This window comes from Nocardioides zeae (genome assembly GCF_030818655.1).
In the GTDB taxonomy this organism is placed as follows: Bacteria; Actinomycetota; Actinomycetes; order Propionibacteriales; family Nocardioidaceae; genus Nocardioides; species Nocardioides zeae_A.
Genome location: NZ_JAUTAN010000001.1, coordinates 3,208,516 through 3,234,539 on the forward strand (window position 1 = coordinate 3,208,516; position 26,024 = coordinate 3,234,539).

18 protein-coding genes are annotated in these 26,024 nt (G+C 74.0%); 5 read left to right on the top strand and 13 right to left on the bottom strand.

Annotation, left to right across the window (positions count from 1 at the left end):
- Positions 1 to 85 precede the first annotated feature (85 nt).
- Together QE405_RS15250 and QE405_RS15255 are read right to left on the bottom strand one after the other, a co-directional pair.
- Entirely contained in the window at positions 86 to 1,057 is a 972-nt protein-coding gene (locus QE405_RS15250) for a hypothetical protein (RefSeq protein ID WP_307202254.1), read from the bottom strand.
- Positions 1,058 to 1,142: 85 nt separating this feature from the next.
- Positions 1,143 to 2,093, bottom strand: a complete 951-nt coding sequence (locus QE405_RS15255) for a peptidoglycan-binding protein (RefSeq protein ID WP_307202256.1) — start codon at positions 2,091 to 2,093, stop codon at positions 1,143 to 1,145.
- A 288-nt stretch (positions 2,094 to 2,381) separates the two neighbouring features.
- Here QE405_RS15255 and QE405_RS15260 point away from each other — a divergent pair, with 288 nt between their 5' ends.
- Together QE405_RS15260 and QE405_RS15265 are read left to right on the top strand one after the other, a co-directional pair.
- Positions 2,382 to 5,045 (top strand): hypothetical protein, encoded by a 2,664-nt coding sequence (locus QE405_RS15260; RefSeq protein ID WP_307202258.1) that lies wholly within the window; start codon positions 2,382 to 2,384, stop codon positions 5,043 to 5,045.
- Positions 5,046 to 5,168: 123 nt separating this feature from the next.
- Positions 5,169 to 6,425 carry a S1 family peptidase gene (locus tag QE405_RS15265; protein ID WP_307202259.1) on the top strand — a complete coding sequence of 419 codons (1,257 nt, stop codon included), beginning with the start codon at positions 5,169 to 5,171 and terminating at the stop codon, positions 6,423 to 6,425.
- A 128-nt stretch (positions 6,426 to 6,553) separates the two neighbouring features.
- On the opposite strand, the gene sppA is transcribed toward QE405_RS15265, so the two are convergent.
- The 6 genes from sppA to QE405_RS15295 form a co-directional block, all read right to left on the bottom strand.
- Positions 6,554 to 8,329, bottom strand: a complete 1,776-nt coding sequence (gene sppA, locus QE405_RS15270; protein ID WP_307202261.1) for a signal peptide peptidase SppA — start codon at positions 8,327 to 8,329, stop codon at positions 6,554 to 6,556.
- Positions 8,330 to 8,351: 22 nt separating this feature from the next.
- A complete protein-coding gene (locus QE405_RS15275) occupies positions 8,352 to 9,059 on the bottom strand; it encodes a nucleoside/nucleotide kinase family protein (RefSeq protein WP_307202263.1) in 708 nt (235 codons plus the stop codon).
- Positions 9,056 to 9,916, bottom strand: coding sequence for a sugar phosphate isomerase/epimerase family protein (locus QE405_RS15280; RefSeq protein WP_307202265.1), 861 nt, complete (start codon positions 9,914 to 9,916; stop codon positions 9,056 to 9,058). Before QE405_RS15280 ends, QE405_RS15275 begins: the two co-directional genes overlap by 4 nt.
- A 77-nt stretch (positions 9,917 to 9,993) precedes the next feature.
- Entirely contained in the window at positions 9,994 to 10,770 is a 777-nt protein-coding gene (locus QE405_RS15285) for an ATP-binding cassette domain-containing protein (RefSeq protein ID WP_307202267.1), read from the bottom strand.
- Positions 10,767 to 11,804, bottom strand: a complete 1,038-nt coding sequence (locus tag QE405_RS15290) for an ABC transporter permease (protein ID WP_307202269.1) — start codon at positions 11,802 to 11,804, stop codon at positions 10,767 to 10,769. The genes QE405_RS15285 and QE405_RS15290 overlap by 4 nt, the downstream gene beginning before the upstream one ends.
- Before the next feature lie 54 nt (positions 11,805 to 11,858).
- A complete protein-coding gene (locus tag QE405_RS15295; protein ID WP_307202271.1) occupies positions 11,859 to 12,881 on the bottom strand; it encodes a substrate-binding domain-containing protein in 1,023 nt (340 codons plus the stop codon).
- A gap of 157 nt (positions 12,882 to 13,038) precedes the next feature.
- Between QE405_RS15295 and QE405_RS15300 the strand changes: the two genes are divergently transcribed.
- Both QE405_RS15300 and QE405_RS15305 read left to right on the top strand, forming a co-directional pair.
- Positions 13,039 to 14,289: an ROK family transcriptional regulator gene (locus tag QE405_RS15300; protein WP_307202273.1), complete on the top strand. Its 1,251-nt coding sequence runs from the start codon at positions 13,039 to 13,041 to the stop codon at positions 14,287 to 14,289.
- Positions 14,290 to 14,406: 117 nt separating this feature from the next.
- Positions 14,407 to 18,036 carry a (Fe-S)-binding protein gene (locus QE405_RS15305; protein ID WP_307202275.1) on the top strand — a complete coding sequence of 1,210 codons (3,630 nt, stop codon included), beginning with the start codon at positions 14,407 to 14,409 and terminating at the stop codon, positions 18,034 to 18,036.
- A 277-nt stretch (positions 18,037 to 18,313) separates the two neighbouring features.
- Here QE405_RS15305 and QE405_RS15310 read toward each other — a convergent pair whose 3' ends face one another.
- A complete protein-coding gene (locus tag QE405_RS15310; protein ID WP_307202277.1) occupies positions 18,314 to 19,498 on the bottom strand; it encodes an MFS transporter in 1,185 nt (394 codons plus the stop codon).
- Positions 19,499 to 19,581: 83 nt separating this feature from the next.
- Here QE405_RS15310 and QE405_RS15315 point away from each other — a divergent pair, with 83 nt between their 5' ends.
- A complete protein-coding gene (locus QE405_RS15315; protein ID WP_307202279.1) occupies positions 19,582 to 22,074 on the top strand; it encodes a CocE/NonD family hydrolase in 2,493 nt (830 codons plus the stop codon).
- A 2-nt stretch (positions 22,075 to 22,076) separates the two neighbouring features.
- On the opposite strand, the gene QE405_RS15320 is transcribed toward QE405_RS15315, so the two are convergent.
- From QE405_RS15320 to QE405_RS15335, 4 genes are read right to left on the bottom strand one after another with little or no spacing between them, the layout of a single operon-like run.
- On the bottom strand, positions 22,077 to 23,045 hold the full coding sequence (locus tag QE405_RS15320; protein ID WP_307205895.1) for a siderophore-interacting protein: 969 nt from the start codon (positions 23,043 to 23,045) through the stop codon (positions 22,077 to 22,079).
- A gap of 5 nt (positions 23,046 to 23,050) precedes the next feature.
- Positions 23,051 to 23,899 (bottom strand): ABC transporter ATP-binding protein, encoded by an 849-nt coding sequence (locus QE405_RS15325; protein ID WP_307202281.1) that lies wholly within the window; start codon positions 23,897 to 23,899, stop codon positions 23,051 to 23,053.
- On the bottom strand, positions 23,896 to 24,969 hold the full coding sequence (locus tag QE405_RS15330) for a FecCD family ABC transporter permease (protein WP_307202283.1): 1,074 nt from the start codon (positions 24,967 to 24,969) through the stop codon (positions 23,896 to 23,898). The genes QE405_RS15325 and QE405_RS15330 overlap by 4 nt, the downstream gene beginning before the upstream one ends.
- On the bottom strand, positions 24,966 to 26,012 hold the full coding sequence (locus QE405_RS15335) for a FecCD family ABC transporter permease (protein WP_307202285.1): 1,047 nt from the start codon (positions 26,010 to 26,012) through the stop codon (positions 24,966 to 24,968). Before QE405_RS15335 ends, QE405_RS15330 begins: the two co-directional genes overlap by 4 nt.
- Between the last annotated feature and the right edge of the window lie 12 nt (positions 26,013 to 26,024).

A 26,024-nucleotide genomic window follows, 5' to 3' on the forward strand; every position in this document is an offset into this window, starting at 1 on the left:
CGGAAAGGGTCACGAACGCCAGCCGGACGGCGCCAGAGCCCGTCGTTCGTGGCCCTTTCCGGGCGGATGGCTCGGCGAGGTCGCCTCAGGGCTCGGGGTCGAAGAGCTCCGGCCGGAGCTCGACCATGCGCTCGGCAGCGGCATCGAGCCCCCCGGAGCTGAACGCGTCCCACGCCGGGTGCCCCGAGCCCCAGTCCTCGTCGGCGGGCGGCAGATCCTCGAGGGTCGTGCCGCGGAGTCTCCGCGCCGTGGCGCGGACCATCGTCGCCGCGTCGTCCATCCCCAGCAGGTCGAAGCCCTCGAGCACCCGGTCCAGGGGGAAGTACTCGTCGTCCACGTGCATCAGCACGGCCCACTCGAGGCTCTCGCCCATCGCGCGACCGTCGAAGGTCAGCACGTCGCGCAGCGCGCGATCACCCGGGAGGCGGAGCAGCTGGTCCTCGGGCACCGCGTCGTCGGCGACGTAGCGCCACAGGTAGCCGCGTCCGATCACCACGTCGGCCAGGGTCGGTTCCGGCAGGGGCTCCGGGGCCACCGTCGGGTCGACGTCCGGCTCGACCTTGAGCTCGGTGACGCCCCGTTCGCGCAGGCCGTCGAGGACGCGCGCGCTGACCACGAGGTCCCACGTGCGCCACTCCGGCATCCGGGCGCGCACCTCGCCGTGGCCGATCGGCTCCAACAAGCCGAGGTAGTCCGCGTCGATGCGCCGCATCCGGCGGTCGCGCAGCTCGACCGGGAACGTGCGGACCCCGTCGAGTGCCCCGAGCTCCTCGAGGGCCTCGACGAGGCGGCGGGAGACCACCTTGAGGCCCAGGCCGGACCCGGCCAGCATGTCGCCGCGCCGCTTGTCGCGGGAGCCCTCCACCTGTCGGAACCAGACCGGGAACCCCAGCTCGTCCTGCCGCCCCTCCATGACGAGCTCGTAGGCGTCCCGTCCGTCGTCGAGGAGCCACGGTCCCAGCTCCGGCATGCCCTCCCACTCCGGGGCCACCAGGAGCTCGCGGCTCGAGTGCCGCGCGGACAAGCCGTACCACCCCGTCGTCGACACCCGCGCCATGACGTCATCCAACCAGCCCGGCCACACACGAAGACCGCCGCCGGCCGGGCTCAGGGCCCGGCCGGCGGCGGTGTCGAGGGGGAGGTCAGCCCACGCAGCCCGACGTCGGCAGCGAGGCCGGGTCGGGGGGCGCGACGCCGTCGTACAACGCCAGCGCCAGCGTCTGCGGGCAGCGCAGGGAGCCGCCGACGGTCACCTGGAAGTGCAGGTGGGGGCCGGTCGAGTTGCCGGTGTTGCCCGTGTGGCCGAGCAGGTCGCCGGCGTTGACGGTGCGGGTGCCGGAGAAGGCGTGGCTGGAGAAGTGGCAGTAGAGGTAGGTCGCCCCACCGGCCGACAGGCTCACGCCGTTGCCGCAGCGGTCGTTGTAGGTGGCCGTGGCGGTGCCGCCGGTGACGGCGTACGCCGGGGTGCCCGTCGGCGTCGGCAGGTCGAGCGCCGGGTAGGTGTGGTGGGGGTCGTCGTAGTAGCCGCGCCCGACCGTCTCGCGCGGGATGAGCGGCGACCAGCCGGCGGTGCCGCCACCGCCGCCCGAGCCGGCGAGCGTCTCCCAGGTGGCGGGGCCGACGATGCCGTCGACCGCGAGGCCGCGGGCGGACTGGAAGCTGCGCACGGCTCCGGCGGTGCCGGGTCCGAACGCGCCGTCGACGGCGATGCCGGCGCCGTGCTTGTTGAGCAGGGTCTGCGCGGCCGACACCGCGGAGCCGTTGTCGCCCTCGCGCACGGTGACGACGAGTGCGCCCCAGGTCTGGGCGCCGACGATGCCGTCCGCGGCGAGGCCGGCGCTGCCCTGGAACGCGCGGACCGAGCTCGCGGTGCCCGGGCCGAAGGCGCCGTCGGCGTCGGTCGCGTGCCCGCGGGCGGTGAGCAGGTGCTGCACCGCGGCCACGTCGGGTCCGCTGGAGCCCTGCTGCAGCACGGGCCAGGCGGCCTGGGCGGGTGACGCCGTCGCCACGAGCGACAGGCCGAGCGCCGCGGCGAGCGCGACGAGCACACCGGCGAGGCGGCGGAGCGGTGGATGGGTGGGGCGGTCGTGCATGACGGGTCCTCCCGAGAACGTCGCGGCCCGACGCCCGAGTGCGTCGGCCCTCGCGGCTCCACCCTCGCCGTACCGGACCCCTCGTCGCAAGGTCACCTCCCCCACGACGGAACGTTCCGCGTACCCCCACCGGCTCGGCGATCGCAACTGGTGCGGTGTTGGTGCGTCCATGCCGGTGGTCGACCACCTCCTCAGTAGCCCGGACACCGCGTTACACGACGGCGAGGTCACGAGTGACCCGGCTCACCCTCGATCGTTGCACCCGACAAGCGATCCAGGAGGTCACCCGTGCGCCCTGCCCCGACGGACCGGAGCCGCGCCCGGCTGCACGTCCTCCTCGCCCTCGTCACCGCGGTCGTGACCGCGGCGGCGCTGCTCGACGGCCCCCGCCTCCTCGGGGGTGGGGCGGGGGCCCGGGACACCACTGCCGTGCCACCGGACCGCACCGGCGGCGCGATCCACGACCTGGCCGACCAGTCGGAGGCGTACGCCGCGGGGCTCGGCACCACCGACGTCGACGGCGTCCACACCCACGCGGACGGCACGTCCCACGACCACGCCGACCCCACGACGCGGAACGACCTCTCCCGGAGCGGGGAGGCCGCCACCGACCCGACGACACCGGCGCGGGCCGCCGCCAACCGCGCGGGGGTCGAGGCGGGCCGCGCGGCACCCGAGCCCGCGACCACCACCGTCGACCTCGAGCGTCCCCGCCTGCCCGTGCCGGAGGACGTGTGGGCGATGGCCCGCGGCTGCTACACCCTCCAGGCGCCGGACGGCCGGTACGTCGTCACGGGGACCTCCCGCGGCACCGGGGTCTCCGCCGGCACGACGCGGGCGAGCGACGCGACACCGTTCCGGTTCCAGGCCACCGACCTGGGCGTCTACCTCCTCTACACGCTCGACGAGCGCTTCACCGCCGCCGCGTCGAACGGCGGCGTGCGCATCGCCGAGGCGCCGTCGCAGCAGGCCGAGTGGGTGGCCGAGCGCGGCGACGACGGACGGTTCACCTTCGCCAACCTCGCCCTCGACCTGCGGCTGGCCGTCACCCCGACCGGCGCCGCCCTGACCGAGCCCGGCACGCGCTTCGCGCTGCGGACGGCGACCGGGTGCGCGACGTACCCGGAGGCGGAGGTGAACATCGACGGCGACCCGCTGGCCGGGGTGACGCCGTACCAGGAGGTGCGGGGCTACATCGACGCCCACACCCACGGGATGGCGTTCGAGTTCCTGGGCGGCGCGGCGCACTGCGGGCGGCCGTGGCACCGCTACGGGATCGAGCACGCGACCCGCGACTGCCCCGACCACGAGGCGACCCTCGGCCTCGCGACGCCGCTCGAGACGGTGCTGAGCGGCCGGCCCTCCCACGACACGACCGGTTGGCCGACCTACCGCGACTTCCCGGCGCCGGACTCGCTCACGCACGGCGGCACCTACATGACGTGGATGGAGCGCAACTGGCGCGGCGGCCAGCGCGTGCTCGTCAACCTGCTGGTGGAGAACGGCCAGCTGTGCGAGATCTACCCGATCCGCAAGCCCGGCTACAACTGCGACGACATGGACACGATCCGCCGCCAGGCCCAGCGGATGGTCGAGTTCGAGCGCTACGTCGATGCCCAGCACGGCGGTCCCGGGCGCGGCTGGTACCGCATCGTCCGCACCCCGGCCGAGGCCCGCGCCGTCATCAACGGCGGACGCCTCGCCGTCGTGATGGGCATCGAGACCTCGGTGCCGTTCGGCTGCTCGATGACCCTCGACGTGCCCCACTGCGACACCGCGGCGATCGACGCGCAGCTCGACGAGATGTACGACCTGGGCGTCCGCCAGATGGAGATCGTCAACAAGTTCGACAACGCGCTCTCCGGCGTCGCCGGCGACGCCGGGGCCATCGGCGTCGCGGTCAACCTCGGCAACTTCCTCGAGACCGGCACCTTCTGGAACATGGAGCACTGCGAGCCCGCCGACGGCGAGTCCGCGGACCGCACCCAGTCGACGGCGCTGCCGCCCCAGGCGGACGGGCCGCAGCAGGACGCGATCTTCGGTGCCGTGGTCGAGGCGAGCGGCCTGCTCAGCCTCCCGGCCCTGCCGATCTATCCCAGCCCGCTGCACTGCAACCGGCGCGGGCTCACCGACCTCGGCGCGCACCTCGTCGACGCCATGGCCGACCGCGGCATGCTCATCGACCCCGACCACATGTCCGTCGCGGGGCGGTCCGCGCTGCTCGACCGGCTCGAGGCGCGCAGCTACCCGGGCGTGCTGTCCAGCCACTCCTGGTCGACGCCCGACGCCTACCCGCGCATCTACGCCCTCGGGGGCTTCGTCGCGCCGTACGCCGGCGACTCCGTCGGGTTCTACGAGAAGTGGCAGCGGCACCTCGCCTGGGCGGACCCGCGCTACTACTTCGGCTTCGGGTACGGCGCGGACATCAACGGCCTCGGCGCCCAGGGCAACCCCCGCGGCGCGGACGTCGACAACCCCGTGACCTATCCCTTCGCCGGCTTCGGCGGCACCGTCGTCGACCGTCAGGTCTCGGGCGAGCGGGTCTACGACCTCAACGTCGACGGCGTCGCGCACTACGGTCTCTACCCCGACTGGATCGAGGACCTGCGCCTCATCGCAACCGCCGACGCCGGACCCGACCAGGCGGCCGCGCTGCTCGAGGACCTGGCCCGCGGACCGGAGGCCTACCTGCAGACCTGGGAGCGGGCGACCGGGATCGCGCCCGACTCCTGCCGCAACCCGGAGCTGCGCCTCAGCGTGCCGGAGCTGCTCAACGTCGCGCACCGCGGCGCGTCGACCCAGCAGGTGCTGGAGGGAGCCGGGCAGCCCTACCTGCGGCCCGGCCGCACCTTCGTCTACTGCACCGAGCCCGTCCGCGGCCTCGACCGCGTGCGGGTCACGTTCGGCCCCGACGGGCGCGTGGCGGCGACGCAGCAGGTGCGGGAGTCCTGAGCCCGCACCATCTTTCTGCAATGCACGAACCTGGGGCACGCACGGCCCCCCGTCGGGTCCCGCGAGACCTTACGTTCATCCCCCCGTCGTCGAGATCCGACGACGCAGCAGGGAGGACCCACGATGAGATCTCGGGCAGGAGCAGCGGGCACGCTGCTCGTCATCGCCGCGATGGGCGCCGTCATGACCCCGGCCGGCGCCGCACCCGCGGAGGTGGTGCCACTGGTGTCCGGCAGCACCGGAACCGGTTCCGACGGGGACGTCCCCGCCGGGGCGACCGCCATGGCGGACCCCACGTACGACGCGGAGGTCGTCGCCCTGATGGCCGCCACCAGCGGCCGGTCGGTCGCGGCGCAGGAGCAGCGTCTCGAGCGCCAGGCCGCCTCCAACACGACCCTCGCCGCGCTGCAGCGGGCCGGGCACGACTTCGACGGCGCCTTCCTCGCCGACGACGGCCGCCTCGTCGTGCGGGCGACCCCCGGCACGCCGGACGCCCGCGCCGCCACCGCGGCGGGCGCCACGGTCGCTCCCGCCCGGTTCGGCGAGGCCGAGCTCGAGGCGCTGGCCGACGAGCTCGCCAGCCTCGACCCGACCGGCGTCGCGACGGTGCAGGTCGACGTCGCCGCCGACCGGCTGGTCGTCGGCACCGCGGGCGACCTGTCGACGGAGGCCGCGGAGTTCCTCGCCGAGCACGATGCGGCCGTCGCCGCGGTCGACACGCCGGCGTACTCCACCAACGCCGCCACCGTCCGCGGCGGCGACGCCGTCTACGCGCCCAACGGCGGCCGCTGCTCCGCCGGCTTCCCGGCGCGCGACCGGGCCGGGGCGCGCTACATGATCTGGGCCGGCCACTGCAACGAGGGCGGCGGCACCTTCACCTCGGCCGGCGAGCGGATCGGTACGTCGGCGGGCTCGGCCTTCACGAGCTACGACGGCACCCCGGACCGCGACATCGGGGCCCTGCGGATCGACGCCGACGACACCGTGGTCACGCGGGTGAACCCCTACGGCACCTCGGGCTACAACCTCGACGCCCCGCTGGGCGCGTCGCGTCCCGCGGTCGGCACCGAGCTGTGCAAGTCGGGCTCCACGACCGGCATCACCTGCGGCCGGATCACCGGCTACAACACGTCGGTCAACTACACCGACGCCCAGGGTCGCCAGGTGGCGCAGGTCAGCGGGCTCATGACCACGACGGTCTGCACCCAGGGCGGCGACTCGGGCGGCGCCTACACGACGGGCGGGTACGCCGTCGGCCTCACCTCCGGCGGGCCGAGCACGCAGCGCTGCACCTACAACGGCGGGTTCGAGAGCGGGAAGTCCTCGCTCGTGCAGCCCGTCACCGACGCGCTGTCCTACTACGGGCTGACGTACGGCTGATCCGGCTGCCCCCCGGGCCGAGGAAAACGCGGACCGGGGAAGAAAACGCGGACCCGAGGTGCCCCTGGATCGATCCAGGTGGCCTTCGGGTCCGCGTTTTCTTTCCCCCGACGGGCCGGGCCGCGGCCTCAGCGCACGACGATCCGGCCCGGCATGGTCAGCGCGCCGTACGCCGGCAGCCCCGCCTGCTCGACCAGCAGCCGGAGCACCCGGTCGACGACGCCCACGCCCTCGCCGGGCAGGAGCGCCGCGGCCGGGGCCTCGCTGTTCTCGGGCGGGTTGAACGCGGCGAGCGGGTTCGGCTTCGGCCAGGCGCGGACGTCGACGTCGCCCCGGCTCGTCCCCGCGATCGCGACCGCCCGGTCCACGGCCAGGCTGAGGCCGCCGAGGTGGTCGACGAGACCGCGCTCGGCGGCGTCGGCGCCGGTCCAGACCCGGCCCCGGGCGAGCGGCTCGAGCTCGGCGAGGGGCATCCCGCGGTCGGCGGCGGCCTTGGCGGTGAAGTCGGCGTAGATGGCGTCGAGCCAGCCCTCGACGCGGGCCCACTCCTCCTCGTCGAACGGCCGGTCGGAGGAGAACATGTCGCTGAACCGGCCGGCGCGGACGGTCTCGCGGTCCACGCCGATGCGGCCGAGCGTCTCGCGCAGCACCTGCTTCCCGCCGAGCACGCCGATGGAGCCCGTGAGGGTCGCCGCCCCGGCGACGATCTCGTCGCACGGCATCGCGATGAAGTAGCCGCCCGACCCGGCGACCGCTCCCATGGAGGCGACCACGGGCGTGCCGTCGGCGCGCACCTGCTGGACCGCGCGGCGTACCGCGTCGGAGGCCACCGCGGAACCGCCCGGGCTGTCGATCCGGAGCACGATCGCGCGGACCGACGGGTCGTTGCCGGCGGTGCGCAGCGCCGAGGCGAGCGAGTCGGAGCCGATGCTCGGGCCGCCCAACGGGTTCGGCCCGCCGTTGCGGCCGAGGTGGATCGGGCCGTGCGCGCCGACGACGGCGACGACGCCCTTGCCGCGCGGGCCGGGCAGCTGGTCCTTGAGGCCGGCGAGCGGGCCGCCGGGCTTGGCGTAGCGCTCGACGTAGCGCAGCGTCGGCTCCCCGCCGACCGCCAGCTCCGACCGCAGCGCCGCGTAGACGTCCTCGCGGTAGCCGATCCGGTCCACGAGGCCCCGCGCGACGGCGTCGTCGGGCGACAGCGGCCCGACCTCGAGGGCGGCGCGCACCGCGGCGGGCTCCAGCCCCCGGCCGGCGGCCACGTCGGCGACCAGCGTGTCGGTGATCGAGTCGACGATCCGCGTCATCATCTCGCGGTGCGGCTCGGTCATGCTGCGCTCGAGGTAGGTGTTCGCGGCCGACTTGTACTCGTGCCGCTGCCCCAGCTGCGTCTCCACCCCCAGCTTGTCGAGGGTGCCCCGCAGGAAGGTCACCTCGGCGTGGGCGCCGACGAGCCCGACCTGGCCGGTGGGCTGCACCCAGACCTCCTCGAAGGCGCTGGCGAGGTGGTACGCCGCGTTGCCGCCCCCCATCTCGCCGTAGGTCTCCGACCAGGCGACCGCCCGCTTGCCCGCCGCCCGGAAGGTGGCCACGGCCGCACGGATCTCCGCGGTGGCGGTCAGGCCGAGCGAGCCGCCGACGTGGGCCACCACGCCGACGACCTCGTCGTCCTCCGCGGCCTTCTCCAGCGCGGTGACGACGCCCCGCAGCGTGGGGGTCTGCAGCGCGCGGAAGGCGGCGAGGGGCGACGTGGGCGGTGCCTCCAGGAGGCCGCGGGTGAGGTCGAGCTCGAGCAGCAGGCGCTCGGTCTCCCCCCGGTTCGCGACCCGCCCGGCGACGGTGCGCACGGAGGCGACCACCGGGTCGAGGTAGGGACGGAGCGGGGCGGGAAAGCGTCGCGCGGCCATGGGACGACCCTACGGAACCGGTCTACGGGAGGGGCACCACCAGGTCCGCCCGCTCCCGGCCCGCGGCCACGAGCCGCGCGTTGGGCTCGTCGACCTCGTCGACCCAGGCGGCGGCCGCCGCGGGCGTCTTGCCGAACCGGACGTGCCGGGCGACGAGGCGCTCGTGGCGCAGGGTGTCGGGGACCTCGACGTACCAGGTCTCGTCGAGCAGGGCCCGCACCTCGCCCCAGCCCTGCGCGAGGTGGTCCGCGTCGCCGTCGGCGCCGAGCAGCAGGTAGTTGCCCTCCGTGAGCACCAGGCGGGCCTCCGGCCGTACGGCGAGGGCCGCGGCGATCGGCTGCTCCAGCTCGCGCTCGAACCCGGGCACGAACACGGTGTGGTCCTGCTCGGTGCGCGCGCGGCGGAGCGCGGCGGCGTACCCCCGCGCGTCGAAGGTGTCGGGAGCCCCCTTGCGGTCCCGCCGGCCGAGGCGGTCGAGCTGCGCGTCGGCGAGGTGGAAGCCGTCCATGGGCAGGTGGGCGACCCAGTCGGGGCCGGCACCCGCGGGCGGCGCCGCGGCCAGGGCCGCGAGGAGCGCGTCGACGAGCGTCGACTTCCCCGCGCCCGGCGCGCCGACGACGCCGATCACCGCCCGGTCGCCCACGAGCTCGGCCTGCCGCAGCAGGTCGTGCGCGCGGGCGACCAGGCGGCCGACCAGGTCGGCGAGCCCGACCGTGGAGGGCTCGGTCACGCGTGCTTGGCGAGCTGCGCCGCCATGTACTCGCGGGCGTGCGTCGCCAGGTCCATGCCGTCGTCCCACAGGTTGCGCCAGACGGCGAGGTCGTTGGAGAGCGTCGGGGAGACGACCGCGGAGGAGAACGACTCGAACGTGATCGGTCCGGTGTAGCCGATCTCCGCGAGCGCCGCGAAGAACGCGTCGAAGTCGATGTGGCCCTGCCCGAGGTAGCCGCGGTGGTTCTCGCCGATGTGGACGTAGCCGAGCCGCTCGCCGACGAGCCGCACCGGGGCGTCGAGCGAGTCCTCCTCGATGTTCATGTGGTAGGTGTCGAGGTGGATCGTGACGTTGTCGGCGCCGATGTCGTCGGCGAGGCGCAGCGCGTCGGCGGCCGTGTTGATCACGTTGGTCTCGTAGCGGTTGCAGATCTCGAGACCGAGCGTCATGTCGAGGCCGGCGGCCTCCGCGGCGAGGTCGCGCAGCACCCGCACGACGTTGGCGCGGCCCGCGGTGCTCAGCGGGGCGGAGTACTTGCCCAGCGCCGAGTAGAGCGCGCCCGTGAAGTGGGTGCCGCCCAGTGCGTGGGTGATCTGCAGCGAGTCCTGCAGCAGCTTCTCGCCGCGGGCGACGACCTCCGTGTCCGCGCTGGACACGTCGGCGTCGAACGCGAGACCGCGCGAGCAGGCGATGCCGAGGCCCTCGGCCTCGAGCACCGCACGGGCGGCGGCCGCGTCCAGGTTCACGGCGTCGTGCAGGGAGAGCTCGAGCAGGTCGTAGCCCGCGGCCTTGGTCTGGCGCACGGCCGTCTCCACGTCGGCCGGCGAGGTGCCGCCGACCCAGACGAGGGCGTGGACGCCGAGGGGGTTGCTCATGGGGAGGACCTTTCGGTACGGCGCCGGATCGCGGCGCGCGGGAGTTCGGGGGGCGTGCGGGTGGCGGGCCGGGCGGGTCAGCCCGGGATGGCGCCGGTGATGAGGCCGACGATCTCCTGCCCGGTGGTCGCGTCGGTGCGGCGACCGGCGACGCAGCGACCGGCGCGCATGACCCAGACCTGCTGGCTCAGGCGCATGACCTGGTCGAAGTTGTGGCTGATGAGGAGCACCGCGTGGCCCTCGTCGCGCAGCTTGAGGATCAGCTGCTCGACGCGCGCGGTCTCCTGCACGCCGAGGGCGGCGGTCGGCTCGTCCATGATCACGAGCCGCGACGAGAAGCCGGCGGCGCGGCAGATCGAGACCGCCTGGCGCTGGCCGCCGGAGAGGCGACGGACGCGGGCGGTGACCTCCGGGACGTTGACGGCGAGCTCGGAGACCATCTTCTGCGCCTCCGTGCGCATCCGCTTCCGGTCGAGCATCCCGAAGCGGGTGAGCTCGCGGTTGAGGAAGAGGTTCTGCCAGACGGTGAGGTCCTCGACGAGCGCCAGGTTCTGGTGCACCGTCTCGATGCCGGCCGCGCGGGCCGCCTCGGGCGTGCCGAACGAGACGGGCTCGCCGTCGAGCAGGATCTCGCCCGCCTGCGGCTTGTGCACGCCGGAGAAGCAGCGCACGAGGGTCGACTTGCCGGCGCCGTTGTCGCCGACGAGCGCGGTGATCTCGCCCGCCGCGACGGTCACGTCGACGTCGCGGAGCGCGCGCACGCTGCCGAACGACAGCGAGACGCCGCGGGCCTCGAGGATGGGGCGGGTGGCGGTGGTGGTCCCGCCGGCGGGGTCCTTCTCGAGCGACGTCACTTCTGGAACCTCATCAGGAAGGCCGCCGCCACGACGACGACACCGACGGACAGGGGCTGGTAGTACTGCGAGACGCCCAGCGTCGTGAGGCCGTTGAGCAGCACGGTGAGGAGCAGCGCTCCGAAGACCGGGCCGAGGATGCTCGCGCGGCCGCCGAAGAGGCTGACCCCGCCGAGCACCACCGCGGCGACCGAGTTGAGCAGGTACGACGTGTTCGCGGCCGGCGGCGTCGACCCGAGGCGGGCCACGATGATGATGGCCGCGATGCCGGCGAGGAGACCGGCGATCGTGTAGACCGCCACCTTGACCCGCGCCGTCGAGATGCCGGTGGCCGTCGCCGCCTCGGGCGATCCGCCCGTCGCGAGCACGTGGGTGCCGAACCGCGTGTGGTAGAGCACGACGTGGGCGAGCACCGCGACGACCACGGCGATGACGACGATCCAGCTGACCATCTCCACCGGGCCGTCGAGGGAGATGTCGAAGAAGAAGCCCTCGGTGACCGTGACGGGCTGGCCGTCGGAGAGCACCAGCGCTAGGCCCGAGGCGGCCGACAGCATGCCGAGGGTGACGACGAAGTCGGTGATCTTCGCCTTCGCCACCAGCAGGCCGTTGACCAGGCCGGCCAGCAGGGAGGCGAGCACGGCGCCGACGAAGCAGACCCACAGGGGCTGCTCCGCGACGTACAGCTGCCCGAGGACCACGATGCCCAGCGTCGTCACGGAGGCGATCGACAGGTCGATGCCCGCCGTGGCGACGACGAAGGTCTGCGCGACGGCCAGGATCACCAGCGCCGCGGAGGCCGAGAGCATGCCGGTGACGTTGCCGGAGCTCAGGAAGGACGGGTCGAGGACCGTGAAGACGACGACAAGGGCGACGAGGCCGACGAGGGCGGCCCAGTCGGCCCAGAAGCCGACGTCGGTCAGGCGGGCGACGACCGGGTTCCGGCCTCGTCCGGGCGCGTCACCGGGCTCGGGGGTCGAGCCCTTCGTGAGCGCGGTGGTACCGGCCGGCGTACCGGTGGCGGCGGTGGACATCGTGGCTCCTCGGGGTGCTGTCGTGCGGGGGGTGACGGACCGTCTGACCGACCGTCAGTTCAGGAGGTCGGCGAACGGGTCCTCGTAGTCCTCGAACGGCGCCGGGGCGGCGTCGAGGGCCTGGTCCACGTTGTCGGCGGTGACGAGCGCGATGGGCGCGGTCACGTTCTCGGGCAGGTCCTGGCCGTCCATGGCGGCGCGGCAGGCGTTCACGCCCATCTCGCCGATGGCGTAGGGGTACTGCGCCACGACCGCCGAGATGCCGCCGTCCTTGACGCCGTTGAGGCCGTCCTCGACGCCGTCGACGCTGATGATCTCGACCTCGCCGGTGCGGCCGACGTCGGAGACGGCACGGGCGACGCCGAGCGCCATGTCGTCGTTGGCGACGAAGAAGCCGGCGAGGTCCTCGTTGGCGCGGAGCAGGGTGGTGGCCTGGGTGAGGGCCTCGTCGCGCGACCAGTTGGCGGAGACCGTCTGCACGATCTCGACGCCGTCGCCGACGGCCTCGGTGAACCCGTCGAGGCGCGCGTTGCTCGTGACGTCGCCGGCGATGCCGCCGACGAGCGCGACCTTCCCGCCGTCGGGGAGCAGCGTCAGCATGTGCTCGCCGCCCATGCGGCCGGCCTCGGTGTTGTCGGTGCCGATGTAGGTCGCGGGCGTGGCGTCCGCCTCCGCCGCGGCGTCCGCGTCGACCGGGCTGTCGATGTTGACGATCGGGACGTCCTTGGCCGCCAGCTGGGCGAGACCCTGGACGAGGTTGGTGCCGTCGATCGGGTTGACGATCACGCAGCCCGGGTCCTGGCCCGCCACGACGTTGAGCTTGTCGAGCTGACCGGTGGTGTCGGTGATGTCGGCGGCCGCCTGCACGTCGACGGAGAAGCCGCCCTCCTCGCCGCCCGCGTCGATGCCCGCCTCCATCTGCTGGAAGAACGGGTTGTCGAGGCCCTTGATGACGGCGGCGACGTCGCCGTCGCTGCCACCCGAGGAGGACGAGTCGTCGCTGCACGCGGAGGCGACGAGGCAGAGGCTGGCCGCGACCGCGGCGGCAGCCAGGCGGCGAGAGGGGACACGACGCATTCGGGTAGTCCTTCGATCGGTGCTCCGGCAGCTCTGCCGGAGCAAAACCTGTGACCGCCGTCATGCGGTCGTGGAGCATCGAACCGCCATTAATGACTTCTGTCAATCATTAATCGGGGTCTTTCCGTTTGCCGCCTTCGTTTAATAGGGTGCGGGCATGTCGACCACGTCTGCCGGGCTGCCGGGCACGCCGCTGGACGGTGCCCTGAGTCCCGGCGCGGGCATCGTCGGCCCCGGGGAGCTGCTCGCCCTCTTCCGGGCGCGCCCCGCCCTCACCCGCGCGGAGGTCATGACCCTCACGGGCCTGTCCCGCTCCACGGTGAACCAGCGCATCGACCTGCTCCAGGACGCCGGGCTCCTCGTCGCCCGGGAGCCCGACGTCGTCCCGGGCCGCGGGCGCGGCCGCCCGTCGGCCTCCTTCGCCTTCAACGAGGAGCAGGGCGTCCTCCTCGTCTGCGACATCGGCGCCACCGCGCTGCGCGCCGCCATCTGCGACCTCAGCGGACGGGTGCTGCGCGACCTGCCCCTCACCAGCGACGTCACCGAGGGCCCCGAGGCGGTCCTGTCGCGCGTCGACCCCCTCTTCGCCGAGCTCCTGGAGTCCGCGGGCCGCGGCCCGGAGGACGTGCGCGGCATCGCGCTGTCGGTGCCGGGCCCGGTCGACCACGAGCAGGCCACCGTCGTCAGCCCGCCGATCATGACCGGCTGGGACCGCTACGACATCCGCGGGCGGTTCGCCCGCACGTACGCCTGCCCGCTGCTGCTCGAGAAGGACGCCACGGCGATGGCCTGGGGCGAGTACCGCACCCACTACCCCGACGCCGACACCCTCCTCATGCTCAAGCTGGGCACCGGTGTGGGCGCGGGCATCATCGCCGGCGGCCGCATCCACCGCGGCGCCGACGGCGCCGCGGGCGACATCGGGCACACCCAGACCGCCGGCGCCGAGGGCGACGCGGGCCCGCTCTGCCGGTGCGGCAACCACGGGTGCGTCGAGGCCCGCGCGGGCGGGTGGGCCATGCTGCGCGACCTCGCGGCCGCCGGCCGCGACCTCAGCACCGTCGACGAGGTCGTCGAGCGGATCCACACGGCCGACCCCGTGGCCGTCGGCCTCGCGCGCACGGCCGGCCGCGTCCTCGGTACGGCGCTGGCCGAGACCGTCAACATCCTCAACCCCCGCGTGGTGGTCGTCGGAGGCCAGCTGGCGGAGGCCGAGGAGCAGATCTTCGCCGGGCTGCGGGAGATGGTGTACTCGCGCTCGCTGCCGCTGGCGACGCGCCGCCTGGAGCTCCACCGGAGCCGTCTCGACGTGCGGGCCGGGTCCGTCGGCCTGGCCCTCCTGCTGGCCGACCACATCTTCGCGCCCGCGACCGTCGACGTCGCCCTGGCCTCGGTTACCGGCCAGTAAGACAAGTGTCACACCGACTGGTGTGACGCAGCGAACGCCCCGACACTAAGGTCGGACGACGCGCGCCTCCGGATGTGGCCGGGATGCGCGCACGTAGTGACGAGGAGCTTCTCGCTGATGAGTGCTATCCAGATCGTGGCCATCGTCGTGTCGCTGGCGGTCACCGCCGTGGCCGTGACGATGACGACGATGGCCGTTCGTTCGATCGTCGCGACCGTGAAGGTCGGGCAACCGACCTCCGGCCGCACGGACCAGCCGGTCCGCCGCACCCTCACCATGGTGAAGGAGACGTTCCTCCACACCCGGATGCTCCAGTGGCACTGGGTCGGGATCATGCACTGGTTCGTCTACGCGGCGTTCATCCTGCTGTCGACCGCGGTCATGACGGGCTACGTGCAGCTGTTCAAGCCCGACTTCGCGCTGCCGATCATCGGTCACTTCTTCCTCTTCGAGTGGGCCAGCGAGGGTCTCGGCCTGCTCGGCACGATCGGCATCGTCTTCCTCATCGTCTACCGCCAGCTCCACCACCCGCGTCGCGAGGGCCGGCGCAGCCGGTTCTACGGCTCCAACCAGTGGCAGGCCTACTTCGTCGAGGCGATGGCGCTGCTCGAGGGCTCCGCGATCCTGTTCATCCGCGGCGCGGAGTACAACCTCGGCCAGATCGCCAGCGACCACCCCGAGGACTTCTCCACCTTCCACTTCCCGCTGAGCTCCCACGTCGGTACGGCGCTGTTCCCGACCGGCGCGGGCTCCGAGGGCACGCTGGAGAACATCATCGTCGTCATCGCGATGATCAAGATCCTCCTCGCGATGGTCTGGCTCATCGTCATCTCCTCGAACCTCAACATGGGCGTGGCGTGGCACCGGTTCACCGCCTGGCCGAACATCTGGTTCAAGCGCGAGGGCTCGGGCCGCACGGCGCTCGGCGCCCTCAAGCCGCTGACCTCGGACGGCAAGCCGATCACCCTCGATGACATCGACGACCTCGACGAGGACTCCACGCTCGGCGTCGGCAAGATCGAGGACTTCTCCTGGAAGGGCATCCTCGACTTCACCACCTGCACCGAGTGCGGTCGCTGCCAGAGCCAGTGCCCGGCCTGGAACACCGAAAAGCCGCTGTCGCCGAAGCTGCTCATCATGGGCCTGCGCGACCACGCCTACGCGAAGGGTCCGTACTCCCGCGCCGGCGGCGAGGAGAGCGAGGCGGCCGTCGCCCTGCTCGAGGGCAACGAGGTGCTGCAGCGCGAGGCCGAGCGCCCGCTGGTCGGCGACACGGGCGACGACTGGTTCTACATGCCCGAGAGCGGCGCCGCCGTGATCGACCCCGACGTGCTGTGGTCGTGCACCTCCTGCGGCGCGTGCGTCCAGCAGTGCCCGGTCGACATCGAGCACGTGGACCACATCGTCGACATGCGCCGCTACCAGGTGCTCGTCGAGTCCAACTTCCCCGCCGAGCTCAACGGCCTCTTCAAGCGCCTCGAGAGCAAGGGCAACCCGTGGGGCATGTCCCCCAACGACCGCCTCGACTGGGCCAAGGGCCTCGACTTCGAGGTGCCCGTCGTCGGCGAGACCATCGAGTCGCTCGACGAGGTCGACTGGCTGTTCTGGGTGGGCTGCGCCGGGGCGTACGAGGACCGCGCGAAGAAGACCACCCGCGCCACCGCGGAGCTGCTCAACATGGCCGGCATCAGCTTCGGCGTGCTGGGCAACGGCGAGACCTGCACCGGTGACTCGGCGCGCCGCGCGGGCAACGAGTTCGTCTTCCAGGGCCTCGCGGCGCAGAACGTGGAGACGCTCAAGGAGTTCAAGGCCAAGAAGGTCGTCTCCACCTGCCCGCACTGCATGAACACGCTGAAGAACGAGTACAAGTCGTTCGGCATCGAGCTCGAGGTCATCCACCACACGCAGCTGCTCAACCGCCTCGTGCGGGACGGCAAGCTGACGCCGGTCGCGACCGGCGCGGGCGCCCACCAGCGCACGATCACCTACCACGACCCCTGCTACCTGGGTCGCCACAACCAGGTCTACACGCCCCCGCGCGAGCTGCTCCAGATCATGCCGGGCGCCGAGGTCAAGGAGATGGAGCGCAACTCCGAGCGGTCCTTCTGCTGCGGCGCCGGCGGTGCCCGCATGTGGATGGAGGAGAACATCGGGGAGCGCATCAACGTCAACCGCACCCAGGAGGCGGTGGGCACCGGCGCCGACCAGATCGCCGTCGGCTGCCCCTTCTGCCGCGTGATGATCTCCGACGGCCTGACCGCGGAGCAGTCCGGCGGCCGGGCGCGCGAGGAGGTCGAGGTCCTCGACGTCGCCCAGATGCTGCTCGCCTCGGTGAAGGGCGAGCAGGCGACCAAGCTGCTCCCCGGCGAGGGCGCGCAGGCGGCCCCCGCGAGGAAGGCGGCGCCCGCGGCGAAGAAGAAGGACGAGGCCCTCAAGGCCGAGCCCGAGCCGGGTGACGTGACCGTCACCGACTCCACCGTCACCGAGACGGCGGACGTCGGTCCCCTCGCCAAGGCCTCCGGCGGCGACTCGCTCTTCGACTCGCCCGAGTCGAAGAAGGAGGAGCCGAAGAAGGAGGGCACCGGCGGCTCGCTCTTCGACGACGACGCCTCGTCGCTGTTCGACACGCCCGCGAGGCCCGCGGCGAAGGCGGAGCCGGCTGCCGAGCCCGAGGAGAAGCCCGCGGCCAAGCCCGCCGCCGACCTCGGCGCCGGAGGGTCGCTGTTCGACCTGGGCGGCGACGCTCCTGCGACGCCGGCCGAGAAGAAGCCCGCTGCCGAGAAGAAGCCCGCTGCCGCGGAGCCGGCTGCGGAGAAGCCCGCCGCCAAGCCGGCGGTCGACCTCGGCGCCGGCGGGTCGCTCTTCGACATCCCGGCGCAGGAGTCGGCTCCGGCTGCCCCGAAGGCGGAGCCGGCCGAGGCCGAGCCCGCCGCGAAGGCGGAGCCGGCAGCGTCGGGTGGCGGGTCCACCAGCACGCCGCGCACCGACGTCGACCTGAGCGCGGGCGGCTCGCTGTTCGACATCGCCGCCCCCGAGACCGGTACGGCGCCCGCCCGCCCGGCAGCGCCCACCCCGGCGGCGGAGCCGGAGCCGGCTGCCGAGGCTGAGCCGGTTGCCGAGGCGGTTGCCGAGGCGGAGCCGGCCAAGCCCGCGGCTGCGACGCCGGCGGCCGGCGGGGGCGCGACCTCCGCCCCGCGGACGGACGTCGACATCAGCGCCGCAGGATCGCTGTTCGACATCGCCGCCCCGGAGACCGGCACGACCCCCGCCCGCGCGGCGGAGCCCGAGCCGGTCGCGGCGGAGCCCGAGGCGCCCGAGGCGCCCGAGGCATCGGTGCAGCCCGAGCCTGAGGCGCCGGTCGACGTCACGACCGAGCCCGAGCCGGCCCCGGCTGCCCCGGCAGCGAGCGGTGGGGGTGCCACCAGCAGCCCGCGCACCGACGTCGACATCCAGGCGACGAGCTCGCTGTTCGACATCGAGGCCCCGGAGACGGGCACGGCCCCGGCGCCGAGCGCACCGGCAGCGGCCGCCGAGGCACCGGCCCCGGAGCCGGAGCCCGAGCCGGAGCCGGAGCCGGAGCCGGAGCCGGAGGCAGCCGCGGAGCCCGAGCCGGAGCCCGAGCCCGAGGCAGCCGCGGAGCCCGAGCCCACCCCTGCACCGCAGGAGAAGCCGCGCTCGAGCGGCGCGACGCACACGCCGCGCACGGATGCGGACATCCACGGCGCGGGCTCGCTGTTCGACCTCTGACCGGAGCCGCGACGTACCGCACGGGGCGGGACCCACACGGGTCCCGCCCCGTTCGTCGTCTCCACCCGGACCCCGAACGTCATGCGGAGCGGCGCCCCCGACGACCGACACGCATGACGTCCGCAGGGGTCTCGCGTCCGGGCGGACGTCATGCGAAGCGGTCCCGCCCCTACTTGTGCGGTGCTAGTGCGTCCTGTGCGGTGGTCGACCGCGTGTGAAGTAGCCCGGACACCGCGTTACACGGGGGCGGGCCGGCCAGCCAGGCAGCAGCCGACCCTCAGCGCGTACGGCGCGCGACGACCCACCCGCAGACCATGGCGAGCCCGACGAGCCCGGCGACCCACGTGACGACGCCGGCCCAGCCGAAGCCGCTCCAGGCGACGCCGATCCACGCCCCGAAGATGCTCGAGCCCGCGTAGTAGCCGAAGACGTAGAGCGCGCTCGCCTGTGTGCCGTGGGCGCCGGCCACGGCGGGCGCCCACCCGCTGGCGACGGCGTGGGCGGCGAAGAAGCCCGCGGTGAGCACGACGAGCCCGATGACGACGGTCGGGAGCCAGGCGGGCAGCGTGAGCAGCAGGCCGGCGAGCATGAGGCCGAGGGCGAGGGCGAGCACCGCCGAGCGGCCGACCCGGTCGGCGGCGCGACCGGCGAGCGCGGAGGACGTCGTACCGGCGAGGTAGGCCAGGAACACCAGTCCGACCACGGCGACGGGCAGCGAGAAGGGCGGCGCGACGAGCCGGAACGTCAGGTAGTTGTAGACCGCGACGAACCCGCCCATGAGCAGGAACGGGATCGCCACCAGCGCCAGCACCGCGGGGTCGCGCAGGAGGGACCGGAAGGCGCGGGGCGACGTCCGCGGACCGACCGACTCGTTGATCGCCGGGGGCAGCAGCCACCAGAAGACGGCGGTCGCGGCGAGCGCCGCGAGGGCGAGCAGCGCCAGCGCGATCCGCCAGGTGCCGAGGTCGACGGCCGCGGCGGTGATCAGCCGGCCCCCGACGCCGCCGAGGGAGTTGCCGGCGACGTACAGGCCCATCGCCGCCCCGAGGCCGCTCGGGTGCACCTCGGCGCCGACGTGGCCCATCGCGACGCCCACGATCGCGGCGAGCACCAGGCCGAGGAGGCCGCGGAGCCCGACGAGCACCTCCAGCGTGGGCGCGGCGGCGCAGGCCAGCGCGAGGGCGACGGCGAGCAGGAGACCGATCCGCATCGTGCGCACGCGGCCCCAGCGGAGGGCGAGGGCGGTGACCGGCACGACGGCGAGCGCGAGGGCCCCGGTGCTGGCCGACACGGTGAGGCTGGCGCGGGCGGCGGTCGCGCCGTACTCCTCCGCGATCTCCGGCAGCAGCGGCTGTGTGGCGTAGAGCAGCCCGAACGCCGCGAGCCCGGCGCAGGCCATCGCGAGGTTGAGCCGTCGGTACCCCTGCGACCCGGGCCGGTGGCGGTCGCTCGGGTCGGGCACCCGACCAGCATCGCAGGTAACCCGCCGGTAACCCGGTGCCGACGGCGTCGTTACCCAGGTCACACCGCCTCCAGGAGTGACCCATGCTGCTCGTCCGTCGCACCACCCGCCGCGCCGCCTCGTACGTCGCGACGCTCGCCCTCGTCGCCTCCGCGGCCGCGCTCGTCCCGAGCCCGGCTCCGGCGGCGAGCGTGTCGACCACGACCACGACCACCAGCGCCCCCGCCCTCCCCAGCGGTTGGACGCCCCGCCCGGCCGACTACCCCGGCACGGTGACGCAGCGCGACCTGCAGATCCCGATGTCCGACGGCACGGTGCTGCGCGGCGACCTCGTGCTCCCCGGGGACGCCGACGGGGTCGCGGTGCCCGGCCGCTTCCCGGTCGTCGTCACCATCACGGCCTACAACAAGACCGCGTCGGCCTCGACCGACCTGATGGGCGGCGGGCCGGAGTACCTCGTGCAGCGCGGCTACGCCCAGCTGACGGTCGACGCCCGCGGCACGGGCTCCTCGCAGGGCTCGTGGGCGGCGTTCAGCGCCCGGGAGAACACCGACGCCGGCGAGATCATCGCGTGGGCGACCTCGTCGGAGCGTCCGTGGAGCAACGGCTCGGCCGCGATGCGCGGGCCGTCCTACATGGGCATCAACCAGATCTTCGCCGCCGCGCAGAAGCCGCCCGGCCTCAAGGCGCTCTTCCCGCAGGTGCCCGCCGCGGACGTCTACCGCGACGTGGTCGCCTCCGGCGGCCAGATCGACATCGGGTTCATCCCGTTGTGGCTGGGGCTGGTCACCACGACGGGGGTCGTGCCGCCGGCGTACGGCGCGACCGATCCCGCCGCGGCCCTCACCACCCTCTTCCAGCACCTCAGCGGCGCCCTCACCTTCACGGCGCCGCTCGTGCTGGCGGCCGTGCTGGGCGGGGACCCGGCCTACGACGGCGCGTTCTACCGCGAGCGCTCCCCCATCGAGGTCGTCGACGACGTGGACGTGCCGACCTTCCTCGTCGGCGGTCAGTACGACCTGTTCCAGCGCGGCACCCCGCTGCTGTTCGAGAACCTGCGCTCGCGCGGCGTGCCGACGAAGATGATCGTCGGCCCGTGGAACCACCTGGAGGGCTCGTCGGGCGAGGACGTCGCCGACGCCGGCTACGGCACGCTCGAGGAGCTGCAGCTGCGCTGGTTCGACCACTACGTGCGGGGCGTGCCCGACCCGGGCCTCGACACCGACATCGCCCCGATGACCTACTACGAGCAGAACGCCGACACCTGGCGCCAGGCGAACGACTGGATCGGCGACAACCTGACCGCCACCACGTTCCGGCTCTCGGGCCCGGCCACGGCCGGCGGCGTGCGCAACGGCGGCCTGACGACGGGCGCGGCGACCGCCGGTACGGCGACGGTCCCGCCCGTCCCGGTCGCGGGGCTCTGCACGCGCTCGACCGACCAGTGGACCGCCGGCCTGCCCACCGCCGTCCTCGCAGACCTCCCGTGCTGGAGCGACAACCGCGCCAACGACCTCGCGGGCGTCGTCTACGAGACGGACGCGCTCGCCGCGCCGCTCCGCTTCCAGGGCCCGCTCAACGCGCGGCTCTACACCTCGACCCCGAGCGGTGACGGCCTGCTCTCCGTGGCGGTCTCCTCGGTGGCGCCCGACGGCACCGTGCACCGCATCACCGGGGGCTGGCAGACCATCGCCCACCGGGCGCTCGACACGGGCCGCAGCCGCTACCTCGACGGGCAGCTCGTCCAGCCCTACCACCCGTTCACCCGGGAGGCGAAGGCCCCCGCGGCGGGGAGCGCCGTCGTGCCCGTCGACGTCGAGATCTTCCCGACCGGCGCGCAGGTGCCGGCGGGCCACCGGCTCCGCGTGGCGGTGCAGGCGTACGACGTGCCCCACCTCCTGCCGACCGTGCCGGACCTCCCGGCCACCCTCGCGCCGCTGACGATCCACGCCTCGGAGCAGTACCCGTCGGCGCTGACCCTCCCCAGCGTCCAGCGTTTCGCGACGACGACCTCCACGCGTCTCGGCGCGGACTCGACCGCGGCGGGAGCGACGAACACGCTGGGCATCCAGGTGACGACGACCGGCTTCGGCCGCCCGAGCGGCACGGTCCGGGTCGCGATCGACGGCCGCACCCTCCGCGACGTGCCGCTGGTGCGGGGCACGGCCACGACCACCCTGCCGGCCGGGACCGCGGGCAACCGGACGGTCACCGCGACGTACCTCGGCAACGACACCTCCGCGCCGTCGCAGCGCACCCGCACCTGGGTCGTGCGACCGCCGGCGGTGCTCGCGACGACGACGTACGTGCGGATGCTCGACGGCGCCACGACCCGCGTCGGGCAGGGCAACCGCGTCGGGTTCTCGGTGGTGCGTGCCGACGGCACCCCGGCCGCCGGCCGCGTGCGGGTGCTCGTCGACGGGCGCCGGGTCGCCGAGGTGCCGCTCGTGAAGGGGCTCGGGACGCTGGCCCTGCCGGCCGCGACGCGGGCGGGCACCCGGACGGTGACGGCGAGCTACATCGGGCAGCCGACCTCGCGGCCCTCCAGCCGCTCGACGGCGTGGGTGGTGCGCTGAGGTCAGGCCTTCATGGCGACGCCCTCGCGCCAGTAGCCCATGAAGGACACCTGGCCGCGGTCGACGCCGAGGTCCTTGACGAGGGCGCGGCGTAGGCCGGTGACGACCTTCGACTCGCCGGCGATCCAGGCGTAGAGGCCCGCGTGGGGACCGTCGACGCCCCCGGTCGTCGCGACCTCCTCGCCGAGGCCGGAGAAGACGGGCGTCTCCCACAGCAGGTCGCCCTCGGGGTCGGGCTCCACGAGGGCAGCCGCCGAGGCGGCCGCCGCGGCGGCGGCGCGGTCGCCGGCCGTCCGGTCGAGGTGCGCGAGCACGCGGGCCCGCAGCTCCTCGCCGCGCGGCGCGCCCTCGCGGGGCAGCCACACCACCTCGACCCCGGCGGGGCCGACGACGTCGTCGAGCACGTCGTCGCGGTGCGGGACCTCCGCGAAGACGGTGCCGGTGGCGTCCGCCGGGAGGTCGCGCAGGATGCCGTAGATCGCCGGCAGCGCCGTCTCGTCACCGACGACCAGCAAGTCGGTCGCGTCGCCCGGGAGCCACTCGACGCCCCCGAAGTCGTGGCCGCGTCGGGGGGCGACCACGATGACGCGGTCCCCGATCCGCGCGGCGCGCGCCCAGTCGTTGCCGGGCCCGGAGCAGGCACCGCCCTCGCCGGGGTCGTGCACCACGATGTCGACGACCAGCAGGGTGTCGGGGCCCTCCCCCACGACGTCGCGCACCGTGTAGGTCCGCATGCAGCCGCGCTCGTCCTCGGGGATCGCGAGCCACGGCGTGTACCAGTCGCCGTCCACCGGCTCCACGCGCGGCAGCGTCCCGCCGGCCGGCGGGAAGACGAACTTGATCCGCTGGTCGAGCCAGGGCGTCTCGCGGCCCAGCTCGGCGAACTCGTCGCAGCCCAGCTCGACGCGCACGAAGGACGACGACACGCGGCGTACGGCGCGCACCTCCGCCTCGGCGACGATCACGGACATCTCGCTCACGGGTGCTCCTTCGCCAGGGGGTCGTCGATGGTCGCGCCGGGCCGGCCGAGGTGGCGGCCGACCGGGACGACCAACGGGGTGTGGGAGACCGGGTCGGGGATGACGCGGCTCTCGAGGCCGAAGACGTCACGCACGTTGTCCTCCGTGACGACCTCCGCGGGCGTGCCCTCCGCGACGACGCGGCCCTGCTTCATCGCGACGAGGCGGTCGGCGTAGCGCGCCGACAGGTTGAGGTCGTGCAGCACCATGACGATCGTCGTGCCGGCGCGCAGGTTGAGCTCGGCCAGCAGGTCGAGCATCTCGACCTGGTGGGCGACGTCGAGGTACGTCGTCGGCTCGTCCAGCAGCAGCAGGTCGGTGCCCTGGGCGAGGGCCATGGCGATCCAGACCCGCTGGCGCTGGCCGCCGGACAGCTCGTCGACCACCCGCTCGGCGAGGTCGGTCGTGTCGGTGAGCGCGAGCGCCTCGGCCACCGCCCGGTCGTCGTCGCGGCTCCAGCGGCGCAGGGCGCTCTGGTGCGGGTGGCGACCGCGGCCGACGAGGTCGACGACGGTGACGCCCTCGGGCGCGATCGGGTTCTGCGGCAGCAGGCCGAGGCGGCGGGCGACCTGCTTGGTCGGCATCGTGTGGACGGCCTCGCCGTCGAGCAGGACCGCGCCGCCCTGGGGGCGCAGCAGCCGCGCCATGCCGCGGAGCAGCGTGGACTTGCCGCAGCCGTTGCCGCCGACGATGACGGTCACCTTCCCGTCGGGGATGGCGACGGTCAGGTCGTCGACGACGGTGCGGTCGTCGTAGCCGAGCGAGACGCCCTCGGCGTACAGGCGCGTGGGAGCGGTCGTGCTCACCGCGGGCTCCTTCCGGTGGCGCCCCTGGCCATCAGCCAGAGGAGGAACGGGGCGCCGACGGCGCCGGTGATGATGCCGGCCGGCATCGTGACGTCGCCGATGTAGTTGGCGCCGACGTGGTCGGCGGCCAGCAGGATGCAGGCACCCACCAGAGCGGCGCCGGCGATGCTCGTGCGGCCCTTGTTGAGGCCGCGGGCGATGGGCGCCGACAGGAACGCGAGGAACGCCACGGGACCGGCCCCGGCGACGCCGGCGGCGACGAGTAGCACGGCCACGAGCATGAGCAGGTCGGGCCGACGCCGCGGTACGCCGAGCCCCACCGCCGCGTCCTCCCCCAGCTCGTTGACGCGCAGGTCCCGGCTCGCCCACCAGACGAGCGGCAGCAGGACGACGAGCGCCAGGGCGAGCACCTGCACCTTCTGCCAGTCGGCGTCGGAGAGGCTGCCCGTGATCCAGCGCAGCGCCAGCTGGACGTCCCAGACGGCGGCACGGGTGAAGAGGTACTGCGTCACCGACACCAGCGCGGCGGCGACGCCGACCCCGACGAGCACGAGGCGGTAGCCACCCAGGCCGCCGGCCACCCACCGCACGAGCAGGGCGGTGGCCACCGCGCCGGCCGCGGAGGCGAGGGCGACGGCGTCGCCCCGGAGCCCGAAGGTGAGCAGCGCGAGGACGGCCGCGGTGCTCGCGCCCGTGCTGATCCCGATGATGTCGGGGCTGGCGAGCGGGTTGCGGAGGGTGGTCTGGAAGACGGCGCCGCCGATGCCGAAGCAGGCACCCACCCCGACGGCCGTCAGGGCCCGCGGGAGCTTCGACTCCATCATGATGAACTCCGCGGTCGGACGCCCGATGCCGTCGCCGAGGATGATGCGCACCGCGTCGGGGGCCGTGAAGGTGTAGCCGCCGAGCAGCAGGTGCACGCAGAACAGCGTGAAGGTGAGCACGGCGAGCCCGCCGAGCACGAGGGCGTGCCGCCGGCGCGGCGCGCGACGGGCGCGACGCACGCGCTCGACGTCCGCGGCCACGACCTGGGTGAGCACCTCGGAGGGGCGCTCGCTGAGGACGGTCACAGGCTTCCCAACCTCCCGCGGCGGATCATCACGAGGAAGAGCGGCGCGCCGATGACGGCGATCATGACGCCGACCTGGATCTCGCTCGGGGGCAGCACGAAGCGGCCCACCGTGTCGGCGCCGACCATGAGCACGGCGCCCCAGGCGGCGCTGAGGGGCAGCACCTTCGCGTAGTCCCCGCCCACCTGCATGCGCACGAGGTGGGGCACGAGGAGGCCGAGGAAGGCGATCGGGCCCGCGAGCGCGACCGAGGCGCCGACGAGCAGCACGAGGCCGAGGCCCACGACGAGACGGTCGCGGGTGGTGTTGCGGCCGAGGCCGCGGGCGAGGTCGTCGCCGAGCGCGAGCGCGTTGAGCACCCGGGCGCTGCCGAGGACGAGCACGAAGCCCACGACGATGAACGGGAGCGCCGTGAGCAGGGCGTCGGTCTGCTTGCCCGCCACGCTGCCGACCTGCCAGCGTCGCGTGGCGTCGATGGTCTCGCGGCTCATCAGGAGGATGGCCGTGGTCCAGCTGGAGAGGGCCGCGGTGACCGCGGCGCCGGCGATGACGAGCTTGGCGGGAGTGGCCCCGCCCCGCCCGAGGCTCGCGATGAGGTGGACGGCCACCGCCGCGACGCCCGCGCCGATGAAGCCGAACCAGATGTAGCCGCCGATCGTCCCGGCGCCGACGTAGGTGATGCCGGCGACCATCGCGAACGCCGCACCCGCGTTGACGCCCAGCAGACCGGTGTCGGCCAGGGGGTTGCGGGTCAGGCCCTGCATCGCGGCACCCGCGACGCCGAAGGCCGCCCCGAGAAGGGCCCCGACGCCGGTGCGGAGCAGCCGGGCATCCATGAAGACGTGGTCGGGGTGGCTCGCGTCGAGCAGCGCGAGCGGGTCGACCCACCGGTTGCCGATGCAGAGGGAGGCGACGCCGACGACGGCGAGCGCCGCGATGCAGATCGCGACGCTCGCCGGCGTGCTCCGGCGTGGCGTCCGTGCCCGGCCGGCTGTGGCGGTCCGGCCGGGCAGGTCGGGAGAGGTCTCCGTGGTGGTGGTCACGGATGCACTCGA